Below are 17,074 nucleotides of genomic sequence, written 5' to 3'. Positions count from 1 at the left end.
GCCGTCACACCAGCCGACGACGGACGCCAGACCGGGCTCGGACCGAACTCCTGAAGCGGGTGTCGCAGGCTCGAATCCTGCCGGGGGCACAGCGAGAAGGGCCAGCTCAGGAGGATTTACCTCCCAGGCTGGCCCTTCACCGTTTCCGGCGCCGTGCCACCCGACGAGGAGGACGTGCGATGGGCCTGCACCGTGGTTCGTCAACGTGAGCCTCTACGCGACGACGGTCCCGCTGACCGAGCGCAAGCGGGTCGCCTTCGCTGGTCTCCCCAGCATCGAGCGGATGCGCATCTTCGCCGCCGCGATCAGCCGACCGCAGGCCCTGTCCTGCTCTGCCGCGCCGGCCAGGCGCGGCAGAGCACGGCTGACCAGCAGAGCAGAGCGCGGCGGGCCGTTCCGCCACAACTGCTCCGGCACCTCCACGACCCGGTGGTACATGCACGCGTACAAACCCCGTCGACCCGGAGCTGGAGCAGCAGTTCGATCTTTCTGCGCTCCAGCTCCGGGGCGCCGCCTGTGTTCAGCGCCCGTTACGGATGCGTGGCCAGCGGATCGAGGAACGTCAGCACGGAGGCGTCCTCCTCGATCAGCGGGGTGAGGGCGGCGTTGAACGGGGCACCGTACGGGGCGTCCAGGTGTGTCTTGAAGGCGTCCTCGTCCCGGTAGACCTCGAAGATCCAGTATCCGCGCGGGTTTGCCGCCTTGGTGTAGACGTCGAAGGCCAGGTTGCCTTCCTCTTCCCGCACCTTCAGGGCGTAGTCCCGAATCAGGCGGGCGACCTCGTCCTCCGCTCCCTCTCGGGCGGTGAACTCGGCGAGCAGGGTCTTCTTCACGGTTTCGTGTCCTTGTCAGTGAGCGAAGTCGAGGTGCCAGGCGACGGCCTTGTCCAGATTCACCGAGCCGATCCCTCGCATGCGGGCATGCCGGGTTACGCGTACAGGGCTCAGGATGTCTCCTTGTCCCCCGGCTATCCGCGCAGCGGTGACTGCGGCCCCGGCGCGGACGGACCGAAAGCCCCGGGCCGAGGCCGGCGTCCACGCCGCCGACCAGGGGTGTCATCGTCGACTTGTGTCATCGATGACATCGAGTGTCCGATTATGAAGCGCGATCCGGCCAGTGCGTCAACGGTTCGGGCGCGATTGCTCCGGTGCGGACCGACAGACCATCAGGCGTCGCCGACGGTCGCGAACCGCGCCAACTGGTTCGGCCACGGCGGGTTGGGGCCGGCAACCGCGCAGGTCAGGGCCGCGACCTGCGCGGCGAACAGGCAGGCTGCCTCGACATCGCCGAGACGCAGGTCCGTCAGCCTGCCGCCGAGGAGTCCGTGGGTGCCGAGGTGGTGCAGCAGTCCCGCGGTGAAAGCGTCACCTGCACCGACCGTGTCGACAACCGGCGTCGCCACCGCGGGCACCTGCACCCGCTCCCCGTCGAGTGAGGCCAGGGCGCCGTCGGCACCGCGCGTGATCACGACGAGCCGCGCACCGGCGGCATGCCAGATGTCGCACGCCTGCTCGGGCGGCGTTCCGGGCAGGAGGAGTTCCAGGTCGTCCTCGCTCAGCCGCAGTACATCCGCGAGGGCACACCAGTGCGCCAGCCGGGCGCGGTAGACCTCGGGGTGCACCAGGAGCGGGCGGACGTTGGGGTCGATGCTGATCGTGGCCCGAGGCGCGGTGGCAGCCAGGAAGTCCTCCAGCACGGCCGCTCCGGGCTCCTTGACCAGGGCCAGCGAGCCGGTGTGCACACAGGCGGTGTCGGCCAGGTCAACGCCGACCAGCTCCGCACCGGTCCACTGCCAGTCGGCAGTGGCCTGCGCATGGAAGGAGAACGCAGCCTGGCCCTCGGCGTCCAGTTCGGCAACGGCCAGCGTGCTGGGCTCGGCGGCCGCGACGGCGTACGACAGGTCCACGCCGGACGCCTCGAGATGGGCGCGGAACAGGCGGCCGAACACATCGCCGGACAGGCGTGCCAGGAAGCGGGCCGGGGTACCCAGCCTGGCCAGGGCCACCGCCGTGTTCGCAGGTCCGCCACCGGGCAGCACCCGCAGGGCGAGCTCGTACGGGACGCTTGCGGGTTCGGTGAAGGCGTCCGCGACGCACTCCCCCAGGACGGTGATCTGGCGCGGGCTCATGGGCTGCTCTTCTCTCGGGATGTGCGGACAGAAACAAGCACGTCCCGGGCAGCCGGTGAACGGCTTTCGGGCGGGCGACGGCCGCGGGCGTTGCCGATTTGTGACGGGTGCAAGGCATTGACGTTGCCGGGGAACGGAGTCCATCATCCTCGCCAAGCAGTGTCAACGATGACATAAGTCAACGATGACACCGAGGGACGGCATGCCCCGATGCCGGCCGTTCGCCCGCAATCCCGCAGGAGTCGTTCATGTCACGCATCTCTCGTCTGCCCTCCCCCTTGCTCAGAGCCGCTGCCTGCACGGGTGTCGCAGCCCTCGCCCTGACCGCCTGTGGATCCGGATCGGGATCGGGCACCGCGAGCACCGGATCGGGCAGCGTCAAGGTCGGTCTGATCACCAAGACCGACACCAACCCGTTCTTCGTGAAGATGAAGGAGGGCGCGGAGAAGGCCGCCAAGGAGAACGGCGCCCAACTGTCCACCGCGGCAGGCAAGTTCGACGGGGACAACGCAGGTCAGGTCACGGCCATCGAGAACATGGTCGCCGCCGGCGTGAAGGGCATCCTGATCACCCCGAGCGACTCCAAGGCGATCGTGCCCGCGATCCAGAAAGCCCGCGCCAAGGGTGTTCTGGTCATCGCGCTGGACACGCCGACCGAGCCGGAGAGCGCGGTCGACGCCCTCTTCGCCACCGACAACCTCAAGGCCGGCCAGCTGATCGGCGAGTACGCCAAGGCCGCCATGAAGGGCAAGACGGCGAAGATAGCCGCCCTCGACCTCGCGCCGGGTGTCTCCGTCGGCGTCCAACGGCACAACGGTTTCCTGAAGGGCTTCGGCGCCACCGACAAGGACGTCGTGTGCGCCCAGGACACGGGTGGCGACCAGGCCAAGGGCCAGACCGCGATGGAGAACTGCCTGCAGAAGGCGCCCGGCATCAACGTCGTCTACACCATCAACGAACCGGCGGCCCTGGGTGCGTACACCGCGCTGAAGGCCAAGGGCCGGGAGAAGGACGTCCTGATCGTCTCTGTCGACGGCGGCTGCACCGGCACCCAGGCCGTCAAGGACGGCAAGATCGCCGCGACTTCGCAGCAGTACCCGCTGAAGATGGCCGCCGAGGGCGTCAAGGCCGTCGTGACGTACGCCAAGGACGGCAAGAAGGCGTCCGGTTACACCGACACCGGCGTCACGCTGATCACCGACAAGGCGCAGGGCGGGGTCACGTCGAAGGACACCGCCTACGGCCTGGACAACTGCTGGGGCTGAGCCGCTCACCCGCCCCTGGCCGCCATTTCCAAACCCCTCAGCGGGGCGGCCGGCCCCACCTCCCCGACCGGGGACGGCCGCCCCCTTGTCCTCCCACCGGGACTTCTGTCTTCCGACAAGGACTTCGCATGACAGCCACGACCACGCCGTACGCCGAGCTCAAAGCGCCGACCACGGCCCGCAGACTGCTCACGGCGCCGACCACCGGACCCCTGGTCGCCCTCCTTCTCGCCTGCGCCTTCTTCGCCTTCTCGACCGACCAGTTCCTCACCGGCGGCAACTTCTCGCTGATCGTGCAGCAGGTGATGGTCGTCGGCACCCTCGCCATCGGACAGACCCTGATCATCCTCACCGCGGGCATCGACCTGTCGTGCGGCGCGGTGATGGCGTTCGGCAGCATCGTGATCGCCAAGATGGCCGCCGAGGGCTCCCTCCCGCCGCTCGTCGCCATCGCGCTGGGCCTGGCGGTCTGCGGCGGGTTCGGTCTGCTCAACGGGTTGCTGGTGCAGAAGATCCCGCTGCCGCCGTTCATCGTCACCCTCGGCATGCTCAACGTGGCGTTCGCGCTGACCCACATCTACTCCGAGGAGCAGACGGTCACCAACCTGCCCGGCCCGCTGACGGCCCTCGGGGAGACCTTCCCGCTCGGCCACACCGACATCACCTACGGCTCCCTGGTCACCATCGCCCTGTTCCTCCTGCTCGCCTACGCGCTGAGCAGCACCGGCTGGGGCCGGCACGTCTACGCCCTGGGCAACAGCGCCGAGGCCGCCCGGCTGAACGGCATCCGCACCTCCCGCCTGACCATCGGCATCTACACCGTGGCGGGTCTCCTCTACGGCATCGCCGCCCTGCTGCTCATCTCCCGCACCGGAGTCGGCGACCCGCAGGCGGGGCAGACCGACAACCTCGACAGCATCACCGCCGTGGTCCTCGGCGGGACCAGCCTCTTCGGCGGACGCGGTTCGGTCCTGGGCACCTTCATCGGCGTCCTCATCGTCGGCGTGTTCCGCAACGGTCTCCAGCTGATGGGCGTCGCCTCCATCTACCAGACCCTGATCACCGGCGTCCTGGTGATCCTCGCGGTGACCGTCGACCAGCTCTCCCGGAAGAAGGCCCGATGACCGCCACCTCCTCCCCCACGCCCGTGCTGCAGGCCCGCGGCCTGGTCAAGCGGTACGGCCAGGTCACCGCCATCGACGGCGCCGACTTCGACCTGCTGCCCGGCGAGGTCCTCGCCGTCATCGGCGACAACGGAGCCGGCAAGACCAGCCTGATCAAGGCCCTCACCGGCGCGGTGCCCCCCGACGCGGGCGAGATACGACTCAACGGCGAGCCCATCACCTTCTCCGGCCCGCAGAGCGCACGCGCCCACGGCATCGAGACGGTCTATCAGGACCTCGCCGTGGCCGCCTCCATGGACATCGCCTCGAACATGTTCCTCGGGCGCGAGCTGCGCCGCCCCGGCGTACTCGGCAGTGTCTTCCGCATGCTGGACAAGAAGCGGATGCGGCAGGAGGCCGCCGAGCACATGGCCGACCTGAAGATCGGCCTGCGCTCGCTGACGCAGTCGGTGGAGACGCTCTCCGGCGGACAGCGGCAGGCCGTCGCGGTCGCCCGTTCCGTCGCCTGGGCCCGCAGTGTCGTCGTCATGGACGAACCCACCGCCGCCCTCGGCGTCAAGGAGTCCGGCCAGGTCCTCGACCTCATCCGCCGGGTCCGCGACAAGGGCATGCCGGTCGTCCTGATCAGCCACAACATGCCGCACGTCTTCGAGATCGCCGACCGGATCCACGTCCACCGCCTCGGCCGGCGCGCCGCCGTGATCAAGCCCTCCGACTACTCCATGGCCGAGGTCGTCGCCATCATGACCGGCGCTCTCACCGTCGACGAGGCCGGAGATACTGTCGTAGCGGATTCCAAGGCCGCGAAGGCCGCCGGAGTCCAGGCCACCTGACAGCACAACCCAGCTCTCGCAGTTTCCGGCCGAGGCCGCGGCCGGAACCGAGAGCCCTCAGGAGACGGTTTCTCCATGGCAGCGAACCGCCGCCCCACCCTGGCCGACGTCGCCCGCGAAGTCGGCGTCAGCGCCAAGACGGTCTCCCGAGTCCTCAACGAGGACGGACCCGCTTCCGCGCAGACCAGGGAACAGGTGCTGGCCGCAGTGGCCAAGCTCGGCTTCCAGCCGAACCTGATGGCCCGCAACATCCGCGTCGGCGGCCCGGACACCACCATCGGCCTGGTCATTCCCGACCTCGCCAACCCCTTCTTCGGAGCCGTGGCCCGCGCCATCGAGGACACCGTCCGCGACCGCGGACTGACCCTGCTCATGGGCTCCTCCGCGGACGACCCCGATCGCGAACGCGCCCTGACGGACAAGTTCCTCGCCCGGCGGGTCAGCATCCTGATCGTCGTTCCGTCCGTCGGCGCCGACCACTCCCATCTCAAGTCCCACCGCACGGCGGGACTGCCCGTCGTCTTCCTCGACCGCCCCGGAGCCGGCCTCGCCACGGACAGCATCGTCAGCTCCAACCGCGCCGGAGCCCACGACGGCGTCGCCCACCTCATCGCCCACGGCCACCGGCGCATCAGCTTCGTCGGCGACCTGCCCCCGAAGCTGTACACCCGCCGTGAACGTCTGGCCGGCTACCGCTCCGCGCTGCAGGAAGCCGACATCCCCTACGACCGCTCACTCGTCACCAACGCCCACGACCAGCAGGGCGCCGAGGCCGCGACCGCCCAACTCCTCGGCCTGGCCGATCCCCCCACCGCCCTGTTCGCCGGCAACAACATCATGGCGCTGGGCATCGTCGCCGAACTGGCCCGCAGCAAGCGCAAGGATGTCGCCGTCGTCGCCTTCGACGACGTATCGCTGGCCGAGGCACTCGAACCGGCCCTGACCGTCGTCGCCCAGGACGCGGAAGAACTCGGCAGAACAGCGGCGACCATGGCGCTGGCACGACTCGACGGCGACCGCTCCCGCGCCCGCACCATCACCGTTCCCACACGACTGATCGTCCGAGGCTCGGGGGAGCAACCCGTGCCCAAGCCATAGGCGGCTTACCCTGTCGGACGACCAGCCTTTGACATCCACAGCTGACATCAACGAGCACGGTCACTGACGACCGGGACGCCTCCTGAGCAGCCGATCCATGTGACTCATGGCCTCGCGCTGCGTGTCCTGCACCACGTGCGTGCGGACGCCCATGGTGATGCTGATCTGACTGTGCCCGAGGATCTCCATCACGACGCGGAGCGAGACTCCGGCCGCTGTAAGCAGGGTCGCCTTGCCGTGCCGTGCCGGGCGTCGTGCAGCCGGACGACTCGGATGCGCTCCACCTGGACGCCATGAACCACGCCTGCTCGACGGTGTGTGGGTCGACGGCGTACGGGATGGGAGCTGCGGAGAGTGGTGGGTTGTTGGGGGGTGCTGTGCTGCGGCGGAGGATGAAGTGCTGGGTTCACCGGCCGCCCCTGGTCTCGATATGGACCCTCGTCAGCGCAAACAGGATCAGGAGGTCGAGTGTCATCGCAGGGATGGCCCACAACGGGTAGTACGGAACGAACATGAACTGGGTGATCAGGCTGACCCCTGCCACCGCTACACCGGCCCCGCGCCCCCAGCTCTTGTCTGTCAGGACTCCCAGGCCGGTGATGACAAGTGCCACTCCGATCACAAGGTGAATCCAGCCCCAAGCGGTCAGGTCGAACCGGTAGGCGTACCGGGACGCGGAGAACAGGGTGTCCTGTGCGATGCCGGACGCGCCCATAAGAATGCTGAGGGGCCCGCTGAGCAGCATCATGATCCCGGCGAACGATGAGGCGTCATTGATCGTTTCGCCGCTGCCGGGCTTTCCGGGGCCTCTCCGTGTCCTGTCCGGCACCGTTGTCATGGCAGCACCCTTCCTCTACAGCGCGGTCACCGACGCACACTGCCCGTGCGAGGCCAGCCACGCTCCCGCTGACAGCATCACCGCAATCCTTCGGCACCGCGACTGCAACCCTCGTCGCCATCACGGCACTGCCGGAGGTGCCGCGAAGGGTGCCGCCGGCTCCGCCTGGCCCAGCACTGGCCCTGGACCCAGCTGATCACCACCGCGTTCGCGCGACTCCAGGCACTTCCGAATCCCGCCTGAGCAGCCGAAACGGCCCACTGGATGAACCAACGGGCCTTCACGAAACATCGAGGCCAGTGGCCCATGATTCCCCGGCGCCGAACAGAAGTAGTTGATACAGCCATCGATCTGCTGCATACCAACTGTTCAGTTTGGCCAGAGTCTGGCGCAGGTCCATACCTATGGGTAGCGTGCGCTCACCCCCCGCTTCCCTTCGGTCCCGTATGGGTCCATGAGTCGCATGAGGAGAAACGGGATGCCAGATCCGTTCCCGTATCCGGAGTACCCGCCGCACCGGCCAGGAGCGCCGTACCGCCCCGCGCCTCATTTCTCCTCTTCCGATGCCATCTACGCGTGGCAGCAGCATCAGGAGTTCGACAGTGGGACGACGTCGCCTCATACGGGGCTCGGTCACCACAGCGACCTACGTGTGTTGCGCCACGCCTACCGCACCCAGCGGCGCGTGGCGACGTTCACGGCGCTCGGATACTTCACGCTCTTTCTTGTGCTGTCCGCGTTCGCACCGTCGTTGATGACGGGCACTGTCTCAGGCGGCCTGTCCACGGGGCTGCTTCTCGGGCTGCTCCAGGTACCCGTCACCTGTCTGTCGGTTGGGCTGTACGAGCACGCCGCGCGCCGCAGGGTCGACCCGATCGCGGACCGCATTCGCAAGCACGCCGAGCTGGACGTGAAGCGGGGAGTGGCTCAGTGAGCGGTTTCAGCAGTTCCACGCAAGCAATGTCTTTGGTGGCATTCACGACGGTCGCTACGATCATCCTGCTGCTGTGCGTGATGACAGGACCTGACGGTGACGACCTCGACGAGTTCTACACCGGGTACGGGGCGCTGTCGCCGATGCGCAACGGCCTTGCCATCGCTGGGGATTACATTTCCGCGGCGACGGTCCTGTCCACGGGTGGGGTGATCGCGCTCGACGGGTACGACGGCGTCGTCCTGGCACTGAGCATAGCCCTCTCCCTCATGCTGCTGATGTTCCTGCTGGCCGAACCGTTGCGCAACGCGGGCCGGTTCACCATGGGCGACGTGCTTGCGCGGCGGATGCCCGGCCGCAAGGTGCGCATCGCCGCGTGTGTGGCGACGATCGCGGCCCTGCTGCCGATGATGCTCATCCAGCTCGCCGGCACCGGTGATCTGCTGGCTTTCATCCTTGGCTTTTCCAGTGACTCGCTGAAGACTGGATGCATCGTCGGGATCGGCGCACTGATGATCACTTACGCGGTGATCGGCGGTATGAAGGGCACAGCCCTCATCCAGGTCTTGAAGATCGTGATGCTGTTCGGCTCCGGCGCGGTCGTGGCCGCGCTGATTCTGCGGCAGTTCGACTGGGACCTGGGCAAGCTGTTCTCCGCCGCGGCAGCGCACAGCGGCGTGGGGTCGGCCTTCCTCCGCTCCGGTCTCCAGTTCGCCGGTGGCCCCAGCCCCCGGCTCGACATGATCAGCTCGGAGCTCACCGTCATCCTCGGCGGCGCCTGCCTGCCGCACGTCACCATGCGCATGTACACCGCGACCAGTGCCCGTCAGGTGCGCCGGTCCATGTCCTGGGCTGTGTCGTGCGTCGCACTGTTCATGCTGATCTGCATGGTCGTCAGCATCGGGGCAACGGCGCTGATCGGGCGCACGACGATCGCCGGTGCCGACCCGACGGGCAGGACCGCATATCTGCTGGGCTCACGGGCCGCGCTCGGAACGAGTGTTTCGACGTCCGAAACGTTCCTGTTCACCATGGTCACAACGGCGCTTTTCCTCACCCTGCTCGCATCGGTCGCCAGCATGATCCTGGCCTGTGCCAACACCCTCGCGCACGACCTGCTCGCGCACCGTGATACGACTCCCCGCCGCGAGATGACCATCGCCCGGGTCTCCGCCCTGGCGGTGGGCGCCCCCACCATCCTGCTGGCCACCCTCGTCCAGCACCACAATCTGCAGCCGTTGGCTCTGCTGTCGGCCTCCATCGGTGCATCCGCACTCGCACCGGCACTGGTCTACAGCCTCTTCTGGCGCCGCTACACCCGCACGGGTCTGCTGTGGACCCTGATCGGCGGCACACTCGCCACCCTCGTCCTCATGACCGGCACCAACCTCGTCTCCGGTTCCCCCTTCTCCGCCTTCCCGCACTCCGACTTCAACTGGTTCCCGTTCACCACCACCGGCCTTGTCTCCATACCCCTGGGCTTCGCTCTCGGCTGGACAGGGACAAAGATCTCCGGGCGGCAAAAGGCGGAGGAACAGCGCCAGCAGTACGAGGCGGTCGAAGCATGGATTCTGGCGGGGGCGGCGAGACGAGGAAGCTGAATTGCGCCGAAAGCACCGCCCGGGCGGCCTGGGCACCGGCCAGGCCCCCGCACGTCAGCCTCGGAGTAGGCCCCAGATGCCCTCAGCTTCCCAAGCTGAGGGCATTGGGCTTCGACGTGACCGTTCAGATCGAACATCAGCCACTCCAGCCAGGCCGCTGTCACGCCCAAGGAGCCGACCCACTCGTGCATGGCCCCTACATAGGCGGCATACCGAGCTGGCCAACGACGGGTGCTCGCTGCTTCCTTGCTGGACCAGCCGAGCGCGTTGACGGAGCGGAAGACGCGATCATCCAGGATCAAGGCACGCTCGCACTCGGCATCCCGGTCGTCGACAGTGGCAAACCACTTGGTGGAGAACGACCGCCTCACCCCGCGCAAGGTGAACTCGGCGTACGCCCGGGTCAGCTCGTCGACACTGACAGCGCAACCGCTCCACCATGTCTCCCTGGGATGCCATGGGAATAGCATGCCGTCCCCGGTCACCGCGGATAGCGGTACAGCAGCAACCTCAGCAGCCGCCACCACCCTCCAGTCACCTCGCCGGGCCGCACCACGACCGGTATGACCGTCGGCGACCGACATGCATCAGCGACCCTGTTCGGCCGCCGCACCAGTCGACGGCCGCAGATGGAGCAGGCACGGATCGAACTCTAAAGCGGGTGTCGCAGGTTCGAATCCTGCCGGGGGCACAACGCATTACGGCGCTGACCTGGGGTTTATCCCATAGGGAGGCGTTCTATTCGGTCTCGGACTCCTCGTCCGGGGCCGTTTGCGTGAGCGGTGCGTGAGCGGTGCGTGAGCGGACGGGTCGCCAGGCCCCGATATTTCCCGCGACGGATCAGCCCCGTCCACCACGGTCTCTCCCGCCTCGCCGGAACAGATGTCCGCCTCGGGGAGCAGGCTTGTGCAAGTGTCCGAGGTGATGGTGATCGAGGAGTGGCCGAGCATCTCCCGGATGTCCTTCAGGTCGGCGCCGGCCGCGTGAGCGAGGGTCGCGGCACCGTGGCGGAGGTCGTGGGCGAACCGGGAAGCGCTGTTCCTTTGCGAGGATCAGCGCCCGCTCGTTCCACTCATCGGCGGCCGCGCAGTCGGTGGGTTCGCGGGCGACTTCGGCACCGGCACGGACCGCCCAGGGTGAGGCACTTCGTGGGCTCCTCGTACGATGCCCTGACTGCGGCGCATGCCAGGTGCGTCGAGGGGGAGGGGATCCAGCTCATGGTGAACAGACATGGCCTGCACGGCGGTTGGAGAACCGGAGCGCTTCTGGTCGCCGTCGTCATGGGCGCTCCGCTGCTGTCGGCCACGCCCGCGGCGGCCGTGCACGGGGCGGTGCCCGGCGACTTCAACGGCGACGGGTACCGCGACGCCGTGCTGCCCGCGCCGGGGGCGAACGTGGCCGGCAAGCGGGGAGCCGGTGCCGTGGTCGTGCTCTACGGATCGAAGTCGGGGCTGTCGACGTCCCGGCGGGCGACCATCACGCAGAACACCGCGGGGGTGCCGGGTACGGCCGAGCCGGACGACGGCTTCGGTGGCGCCACCGCGACGGCGGACCTGAACCGGGACGGCTATGCGGACCTGGTGGTCTCCGCCCCGTACGAGGACACCGCGCAGGGCGAGGACGCGGGCACGGTGACGGTTCTGTGGGGCAGCAAGAAGGGGCTGACATCCGGCACCGACCTGCCGGCGACCACACCCGGCAGGTACTACGGCCTCGACGTCGCGGCGCTCAGCACCGGCCCCGGTACGAAGACCGAGGTGCTCGTCGCCGGGTACGAGGGGTCGATGCGCTTCAGGGGGCCCTTCAGCCGCCGCGGCACCTACGGCCAGGCCGTGGAGAACCGGGACACCGCTTCCGTAGGCAGCGTCGCGCTGGGCGATTTCGGCCACGACGGCTTCCCGGACGAGGTGGCCGTCACCGTCCGGCTGAGCGGGCTGAGCGGCGGCGAGGTGTATGTCGACCCTGTCTACGGCGGCGCGCAGCAGATGGGCAACGGCCTGATCGCGGCCACCGGGGACATCAACGGCGACGGATACGCCGATCTCGTGGTCGGAGACCCGGACGAGCCGGACAACGCCGGAGCCGACGGTGCGTCCGGGGGCCGGGTGCTCCTCTGGTACGGCTCGGCGCACGGCATCGCGCGGGACGTGAAACCGGTGCAGCTGACCCAGAACACCTCCGGTGTTCCCGGTGCGAGCGAGACGGGGGACGACTTCGGCGGTGCCCTCGCGGTGGCGGACCTGAATCGTGACGGGCTGGCGGACATCGTGGTCGGCTCGCCGCTGGAGGACACGGGCAAGAGGAACGCCGGGCAGGTGACGGTCATCCCCGGCCGCCGCACCGGTGCCCTGGGCGGCGGCGCCTACGCCTTCACCCAGGACACCGCCGGCATCCCCGGAGCAGGCGAGGCCGAGGACTCATTCGGCACCACCGTGGCCGTCGGCGACATCAACAAGGACGGCAAACCGGAACTCTTCATCAGCGCCGCAGAGGAGAACAACGCCACCGGCGCCGTCTGGGTCCTCCCGGGCGGCACCAACGGCCCCACCGGCAAGGGCAGCAGCGTGATCACCGCCCCGTCCGTCGGCTTCCCGCAGAAGGACAGCACCCTCCTCGGCGGCAACGGACTCCTCGGAGTCATCTGAACGGGACGAGTCGGCCACCCGCCCCTTGCGCACTGGCCCGCACCGCGTGTCCTTGCGGTGCCGTGCCGGAGGTCCGCGGCTCCGGGCAGGTTGCGCCGGGGTCCCGTGCCCTCCAGTCGGTCCGTCCGCAGGCTGGGTCCCGCCTGCGGTCGGAGAACGGGTACTGAGACGAATCCGGAACCTGCTGGTCAGGGCGATGCTCTATGACACGAGCTGCGAGAACCTACAAATGAAGCCGGTCGACCGCCGGGCGCCCTGACCAAGGAGGACCAAGTTTGTCGAGGCGGCCGCTCACTGAGTGGTCCGGCCGCTCCCGGCCCCTGGCCCGCGCCGACTCGATTCGGTGACACGGGACGTTCCCCCGAGGGAACGCGCGTCTGTTCCTGGGAGGAACGTCCGCCCTGTTCCCGGAGGGAACAGCGGTGCTGCGCCTGCGCTCCCAGCGTGTTCACCCTAAGGACCCCGAGGACCTGGGCGGGGTCGGCTGAGGCTACAACGGCTCACGGGCGCGCGAAACTCTCCTGGCGTTGTCAGGCGTGTTGGGGCAGTACGGTGTCGGGCTGGTCGCCGAAACCGGCGTCGCGTGCGCGCAGTACGGCGGCGGCCCGGTCGTGCACCTCCAGTTTGGTGAAGATGCGGGAGACGTAGTTGCGTACGGTCTTCTCTGCGAGAAAGAGGCGCCGGGCGATCTGGCGGTTGTTCATGCCGTCGGCGAGCAGTTCCAGTATCTCCGTCTCCCTGCTGGTCAGTTGGGAGAACTCGGGCGGCTCGGGGAGTCTTTGTATGGTGGCGAAGAACCTGCTGAAGCGAGCCGCGATCGTCGGGCTGAACGCGGCGCCCCCGCGGGCCACGATGTGCAGGGACTGAAACAGTTCCTCCGGGGACGCGATCCGCGCGAGATACCCGTTCACACCGAGGCGGAGGGCGGAGACGATCACGTCGTCGTAGTCGTTCTGCGACACCACGACGATCTGTGGCCGTGACTTCTCCTGGCGGTACAGGGAGACGATCCACGCAACGTTCCTGCAGATGGCGCGTTTTGACGGCGGCTCACCGATGATCACGACGTCCGGCCGGAGCGGGTTGTTCTCCAGACATCGAAGGCCGTGGGATTCATCGACCGCTGTGCCGATGAGGTTGACGCTGTCGTCCTGCTCGACGATCGCTTCAAGTCCGGCCAGGGACACCGGGTCCTCACTGAGAATGAAGAGATTGATCCGCATAGCTTTGCACCCCCGTGGTAAGCGTTGTACGCCTGCAAAGACGGTGCCACCCTAAGCAGACTAAACGGACGGACTACACCGACTTGAGCGGTCATGGTCCTGTTCCGGCCGCGTTGGACGTCCGGCTGATCAGACGCATAGGTTCGGAACATGGGAGATGTCTCGCGCCGACGCCTGATCCTCCTCGACGGGGCGGCGGCCCTCGGGTTCGCCCTGCTTCCGCAACTGACGCTGGTACGGCCCGACAGCGGCGGCGCGCCCGGTGGGCTCGCCGTATCGCTGCTCTCGCTCGCCACCGCGCTGCCGCTCGCTGTACGGCGGCTGTGGCCCGTCCCGGTGTTCGCGATCGTCCTCACCGCGTCCTGCGTGGCGCTGGCCGCCGGTCTCGGTCCTGCCGTCTTCCTCTCCGCGGCCTACGCCCTGTACCTGGTCGCGACGACACGGCGACGGCAGCTGGGGCGGTCGGCCGTGATCGTCGGCGGGGCGAGCACGGCGGGCGCGGCCCTGCTGACGGTGACGGGCGGGCAGCACTACACAGGCGGCACCCTGGCGGTGCAACTGCTGTTCGGGCTATTGGTGCTGGGGGCGACGTGGGCCGCGGGGACGGCCGTACGGGAGCGACGCGAGAGCCTGCGGCGGACCATCGTGCAGGCGGCCGAGCAGGCCAAGGTCGAAGAACGCATGAGGATCGCCCGGGACATCCACGACGTCGTCACCCACAGCGTGGGCCTGATCGCGATCAAGGCCGGGGTCGCCAACCACGTCATCGCCACCCACCCCGAGGAGGCCAGAGAAGCCCTCACCGTCATCGAGGACATCAGCCGCAGGGCGCTGCGCGACATGCGGGCCACCCTCAAGGTGCTGCGCCGAGAACACGTCGACCAGCAGCAGGACCTCCAGCCGGTCCCCGGACTGTCGGACCTGCCTTCCCTGGTCCATACGGCCGAGGCGGCGGGCGTCAGCGTCGACCTGCGCTCCGATTGCGCGGAGGAACCACCCGACGGGGTCGCGCTGACCGCGTTCCGGATCGTCCAGGAGGCGCTGACCAACGTCGTCAAACACGCTGCCCCGACCAGCTGCCTGGTCAGCGTCACCGCGCAGGACGGAGTGCTGACGATCGGCGTCACCGACGACGGCCCCGGACCCGGGCACCGGCCGACCGTTCCCGGCGGCGCCATGGGGCTCGTCGGGATGAGGGAACGGGCCGTCGCGCACGGCGGAACCCTCACCGCGGGCCCCCGCCCCGGCGCGGGCTTCCGGATCCTCGCGACACTGCCGTACTAGGTCCTGTCGCCAACCGCCATACGTCCCGCCCACCGCATATGGCTGAATCGGTCTCATACCCCGGTATGGGTCCGGTCCGCGAAACCGGCCCGCGCCGTCCCGACCCCGGTCCGATGTGTGGTGCGGCCGCCGCGGCCAGACTCGTCGCGTGATTGACGTCCAGAACCTGACCAAGCGGTACGGGCCGGCCACCGTCGTGGACGGCCTGACCTTCACGGTGCAGCCCGGAGCCGTCACCGGCTTCCTCGGCCCCAACGGCGCCGGGAAGTCGACCACCCTGCGGATGATGCTGGGCCTGACCCGCCCCGACACCGGAACCGCGCGGATCGACGGGCACGCCTACGGCGACCTGGCTTACCCCCTCCGCCACATCGGCGCCCTGCTGGAGACCTCGGCCCCGCACCGCGGCCTGACCGCGCGCGACCATCTGCGCTGGCTCGCCCAGAGCAACCGGATCGCCGGCGGCCGGGTCGCCGAGGTCCTGGAGGCGGTCGGGCTCGCCGACGCGGCCCGGCGCCGGACCGGCACCTTCTCCCTCGGTATGGGCCAGCGGCTGGGCCTGGCCGCCGCGCTCCTCGGCGACCCGCCCGTGCTGGTGCTCGACGAACCGGTCAACGGCCTGGACACCGAGGGCATCCGCTGGCTGCGCGACCTGCTGCGCTCGATGGCCGCCGAGGGCCGTACCGTCCTCATCTCCAGCCATCTGATGACCGAGATGGCCCTGGTCGCCGATCACCTGGTCGTCATCAGCCGGGGCCGGCTCCTCGCGGACACCGGGATGTCGGACTTCATCGAGCGCCACGGACGGTCGTACGTCCGCGTCCGCACCCCCGAACACGACCGGCTCGGCAGGGAGTTGGAAGGTGCCGGCGCCACCGTGACCCGTATCCCCGGCGGCGGCCTGGACGTCGTGGGCATGGCGGCCGCGGACGTCAGCCGGATCGCCGCGGCGGGCGGCTTCCCGCTCGACGAACTCGCCACCCACGCCGGGTCGTTGGAGGAGACCTTCCTCGACGTCATCGGAGAAGGCCACCACGCCCTGGGTGAGGAAGGCAGGAACACCCATGTCTGAGACCCTCGCGGCCGTCCGCGCCGAGACCACCAAGCTGCGCGGCATTCGCGGCACCCAGATCTCGCTGCTGCTGTTCGCCGCGGTCAGCGTTCTGATCGCCGCCCTCGACGGCTGGTCCGCGAAGAACGCACTGGAGTCCGACAACCCGAGCCTGCGTTCCGACTTCACCCCGGAGCAGGCCGGTCTCGACGGCATCCTCTACGGCCAGTTGGCGCTGATCGTGTTCGGCGTGCTCGTCGTCACCAGCGAGTACACGTCCGGCATGATCCGGGTCTCTCTGCTCGCCGTGCCCCGCCGCGGGCGGCTCTATGCGGCGAAGATGGGCGTCACCGCCCTGGCGGCGGTGGCCGTCTCCGCCCCCGTCACCCTCCTCGTCTACCTGGTCACACAGGCGGCTCTCGGGTCCCACGGTTCCTCGCTCGGCGCGAGCGGTGTCCCACGCGCCCTGGCCGGGGCGGTCGTCTATCTGACCCTGATGTGCCTGTTCGCGGCCGGTATCGCGGCGATCGCCCGCAACGCCGTCGTACCGCTGGCCGTCCTACTGCCGATGGTGCTCGCCGGGACGCACATCCTGTCCCTCATCGGGGCGACCAAGGAGATGGCACGGTACTTCCCCGACCAGGCGGGAAACGAACTGCTCACCGTCCGCTCCCCGCACACGGCCTTCGGCTTCACAGTGCTGCTCGCCTGGACCGTCGCCGCCCTCGGATGGGGCTGGGTGCGCCAGCGCCGTTGGGACAGCTGACGGGACCGGTATGGGACAACTGCCCCATGTGGGTGGGACAGTCCGCCCCGTAACTTCCGTGACAGATCACAGGCCGAACAAGGTCGGCCTGACCGATCCGCAACGGGAGGACGCCCATGTCCGCGATCTACGAGCCCCCCATGCTCCAGGAAGTCGGCGACTTCGAGGAGCTCACGAAGTGCCTCGGCGTCGGAAGCTGCAACGACTTCGCCGGCTGCGGTTACGCGATCGTCTGCTTCTGGTGATCACGTCCGGTGCCGGTGCGTTCACACGCACCCGCACCA

The 17,074-nt window shown here is 68.7% G+C and carries 16 protein-coding genes and 3 pseudogenes; 11 read left to right on the top strand and 8 right to left on the bottom strand.

Translation table 11 applies throughout. The features are described 5' to 3' along the window. Window positions 1-213: 213 nt before the first annotated feature. From ACFVWD_RS18235 to ACFVWD_RS18225, 3 genes are all read right to left on the bottom strand, one after another. Complete coding sequence (locus ACFVWD_RS18235) at window positions 214-438, bottom strand: hypothetical protein (RefSeq protein ID WP_389597224.1); 225 nt, start codon at window positions 436-438, stop codon at window positions 214-216. 92 nt (window positions 439-530) lie between these two features. Next, the gene (locus tag ACFVWD_RS18230) at window positions 531-833 is read right to left on the bottom strand and encodes a putative quinol monooxygenase (RefSeq protein ID WP_101404512.1); all 303 of its coding nucleotides are present in this window, start codon (window positions 831-833) and stop codon (window positions 531-533) included. A gap of 332 nt (window positions 834-1,165) precedes the next feature. Next, the gene (locus ACFVWD_RS18225; RefSeq protein WP_389597222.1) at window positions 1,166-2,128 is read right to left on the bottom strand and encodes a carbohydrate kinase; all 963 of its coding nucleotides are present in this window, start codon (window positions 2,126-2,128) and stop codon (window positions 1,166-1,168) included. 248 nt (window positions 2,129-2,376) lie between these two features. Here ACFVWD_RS18225 and ACFVWD_RS18220 point away from each other — a divergent pair, with 248 nt between their 5' ends. The 4 genes from ACFVWD_RS18220 to ACFVWD_RS18205 all read left to right on the top strand — a co-directional run bounded on the left by ACFVWD_RS18220 (window position 2,377) and on the right by ACFVWD_RS18205 (window position 6,448). Continuing rightward, on the top strand, window positions 2,377-3,393 hold the full coding sequence (locus ACFVWD_RS18220) for a sugar ABC transporter substrate-binding protein (RefSeq protein ID WP_389597221.1): 1,017 nt from the start codon (window positions 2,377-2,379) through the stop codon (window positions 3,391-3,393). 128 nt (window positions 3,394-3,521) lie between these two features. Then, entirely contained in the window at window positions 3,522-4,517 is a 996-nt protein-coding gene (locus ACFVWD_RS18215) for an ABC transporter permease (protein ID WP_389597219.1), read from the top strand. Continuing rightward, window positions 4,514-5,350 carry an ATP-binding cassette domain-containing protein gene (locus tag ACFVWD_RS18210; protein WP_389597217.1) on the top strand — a complete coding sequence of 279 codons (837 nt, stop codon included), beginning with the start codon at window positions 4,514-4,516 and terminating at the stop codon, window positions 5,348-5,350. The genes ACFVWD_RS18215 and ACFVWD_RS18210 overlap by 4 nt, the downstream gene beginning before the upstream one ends. Window positions 5,351-5,425: 75 nt before the next feature. Then, window positions 5,426-6,448 (top strand): LacI family DNA-binding transcriptional regulator, encoded by a 1,023-nt coding sequence (locus ACFVWD_RS18205; protein ID WP_389597215.1) that lies wholly within the window; start codon window positions 5,426-5,428, stop codon window positions 6,446-6,448. Between the two features lie 60 nt (window positions 6,449-6,508). Here the strand turns inward: ACFVWD_RS18205 and ACFVWD_RS18200 are convergent. Then, window positions 6,509-6,720, bottom strand: a pseudogene (locus tag ACFVWD_RS18200) (tyrosine-type recombinase/integrase); the annotation flags it as partial. A 134-nt stretch (window positions 6,721-6,854) separates the two neighbouring features. Next, entirely contained in the window at window positions 6,855-7,196 is a 342-nt protein-coding gene (locus tag ACFVWD_RS18195) for a hypothetical protein (RefSeq protein ID WP_389597214.1), read from the bottom strand. A 568-nt stretch (window positions 7,197-7,764) separates the two neighbouring features. On the opposite strand from ACFVWD_RS18195, the gene ACFVWD_RS18190 reads away from it, so the two are divergent. Together ACFVWD_RS18190 and ACFVWD_RS18185 are read left to right on the top strand one after the other, a co-directional pair. Next, window positions 7,765-8,220 (top strand): DUF485 domain-containing protein, encoded by a 456-nt coding sequence (locus ACFVWD_RS18190; RefSeq protein ID WP_389597212.1) that lies wholly within the window; start codon window positions 7,765-7,767, stop codon window positions 8,218-8,220. Window positions 8,221-8,246: 26 nt separating this feature from the next. Then, complete coding sequence (locus ACFVWD_RS18185; RefSeq protein ID WP_389597211.1) at window positions 8,247-9,821, top strand: cation acetate symporter; 1,575 nt, start codon at window positions 8,247-8,249, stop codon at window positions 9,819-9,821. A gap of 143 nt (window positions 9,822-9,964) precedes the next feature. Here ACFVWD_RS18185 and ACFVWD_RS18180 read toward each other — a convergent pair. Both ACFVWD_RS18180 and ACFVWD_RS18175 read right to left on the bottom strand, forming a co-directional pair. Next, a pseudogene (locus tag ACFVWD_RS18180) lies at window positions 9,965-10,291 on the bottom strand (hypothetical protein); the annotation flags it as partial. Between the two features lie 228 nt (window positions 10,292-10,519). Next, a pseudogene (locus ACFVWD_RS18175) lies at window positions 10,520-10,795 on the bottom strand (hypothetical protein); the annotation flags it as partial. A 243-nt stretch (window positions 10,796-11,038) separates the two neighbouring features. Here ACFVWD_RS18175 and ACFVWD_RS18170 point away from each other — a divergent pair. Further along, window positions 11,039-12,466: a VCBS repeat-containing protein gene (locus ACFVWD_RS18170; RefSeq protein ID WP_389597210.1), complete on the top strand. Its 1,428-nt coding sequence runs from the start codon at window positions 11,039-11,041 to the stop codon at window positions 12,464-12,466. A 530-nt stretch (window positions 12,467-12,996) separates the two neighbouring features. Here the strand turns inward: ACFVWD_RS18170 and ACFVWD_RS18165 are convergent. Beyond that, window positions 12,997-13,689 (bottom strand): LuxR C-terminal-related transcriptional regulator, encoded by a 693-nt coding sequence (locus tag ACFVWD_RS18165; RefSeq protein ID WP_389597208.1) that lies wholly within the window; start codon window positions 13,687-13,689, stop codon window positions 12,997-12,999. A 150-nt stretch (window positions 13,690-13,839) separates the two neighbouring features. Here ACFVWD_RS18165 and ACFVWD_RS18160 point away from each other — a divergent pair, with 150 nt between their 5' ends. The 4 genes from ACFVWD_RS18160 to ACFVWD_RS18145 all read left to right on the top strand — a co-directional run bounded on the left by ACFVWD_RS18160 (window position 13,840) and on the right by ACFVWD_RS18145 (window position 17,035). Beyond that, entirely contained in the window at window positions 13,840-14,973 is a 1,134-nt protein-coding gene (locus ACFVWD_RS18160) for a sensor histidine kinase (RefSeq protein ID WP_389597206.1), read from the top strand. Between the two features lie 148 nt (window positions 14,974-15,121). Then, window positions 15,122-16,045, top strand: coding sequence for an ABC transporter ATP-binding protein (locus tag ACFVWD_RS18155; RefSeq protein ID WP_389597204.1), 924 nt, complete (start codon window positions 15,122-15,124; stop codon window positions 16,043-16,045). Continuing rightward, entirely contained in the window at window positions 16,038-16,790 is a 753-nt protein-coding gene (locus tag ACFVWD_RS18150; RefSeq protein ID WP_389597202.1) for an ABC transporter permease, read from the top strand. Before ACFVWD_RS18155 ends, ACFVWD_RS18150 begins: the two co-directional genes overlap by 8 nt. A 116-nt stretch (window positions 16,791-16,906) precedes the next feature. Beyond that, on the top strand, window positions 16,907-17,035 hold the full coding sequence (locus tag ACFVWD_RS18145; RefSeq protein WP_103079660.1) for an aborycin family tricyclic lasso peptide: 129 nt from the start codon (window positions 16,907-16,909) through the stop codon (window positions 17,033-17,035). The last annotated feature ends 39 nt before the right edge of the window (window positions 17,036-17,074 follow it).

Origin of the sequence: Streptomyces sp. NPDC058086, assembly GCF_042885015.1 — a bacterium.
GTDB lineage: Bacteria > Actinomycetota > Actinomycetes > Streptomycetales > Streptomycetaceae > Streptomyces.
This window is presented reverse-complemented; position numbering and strand designations above follow the sequence as displayed.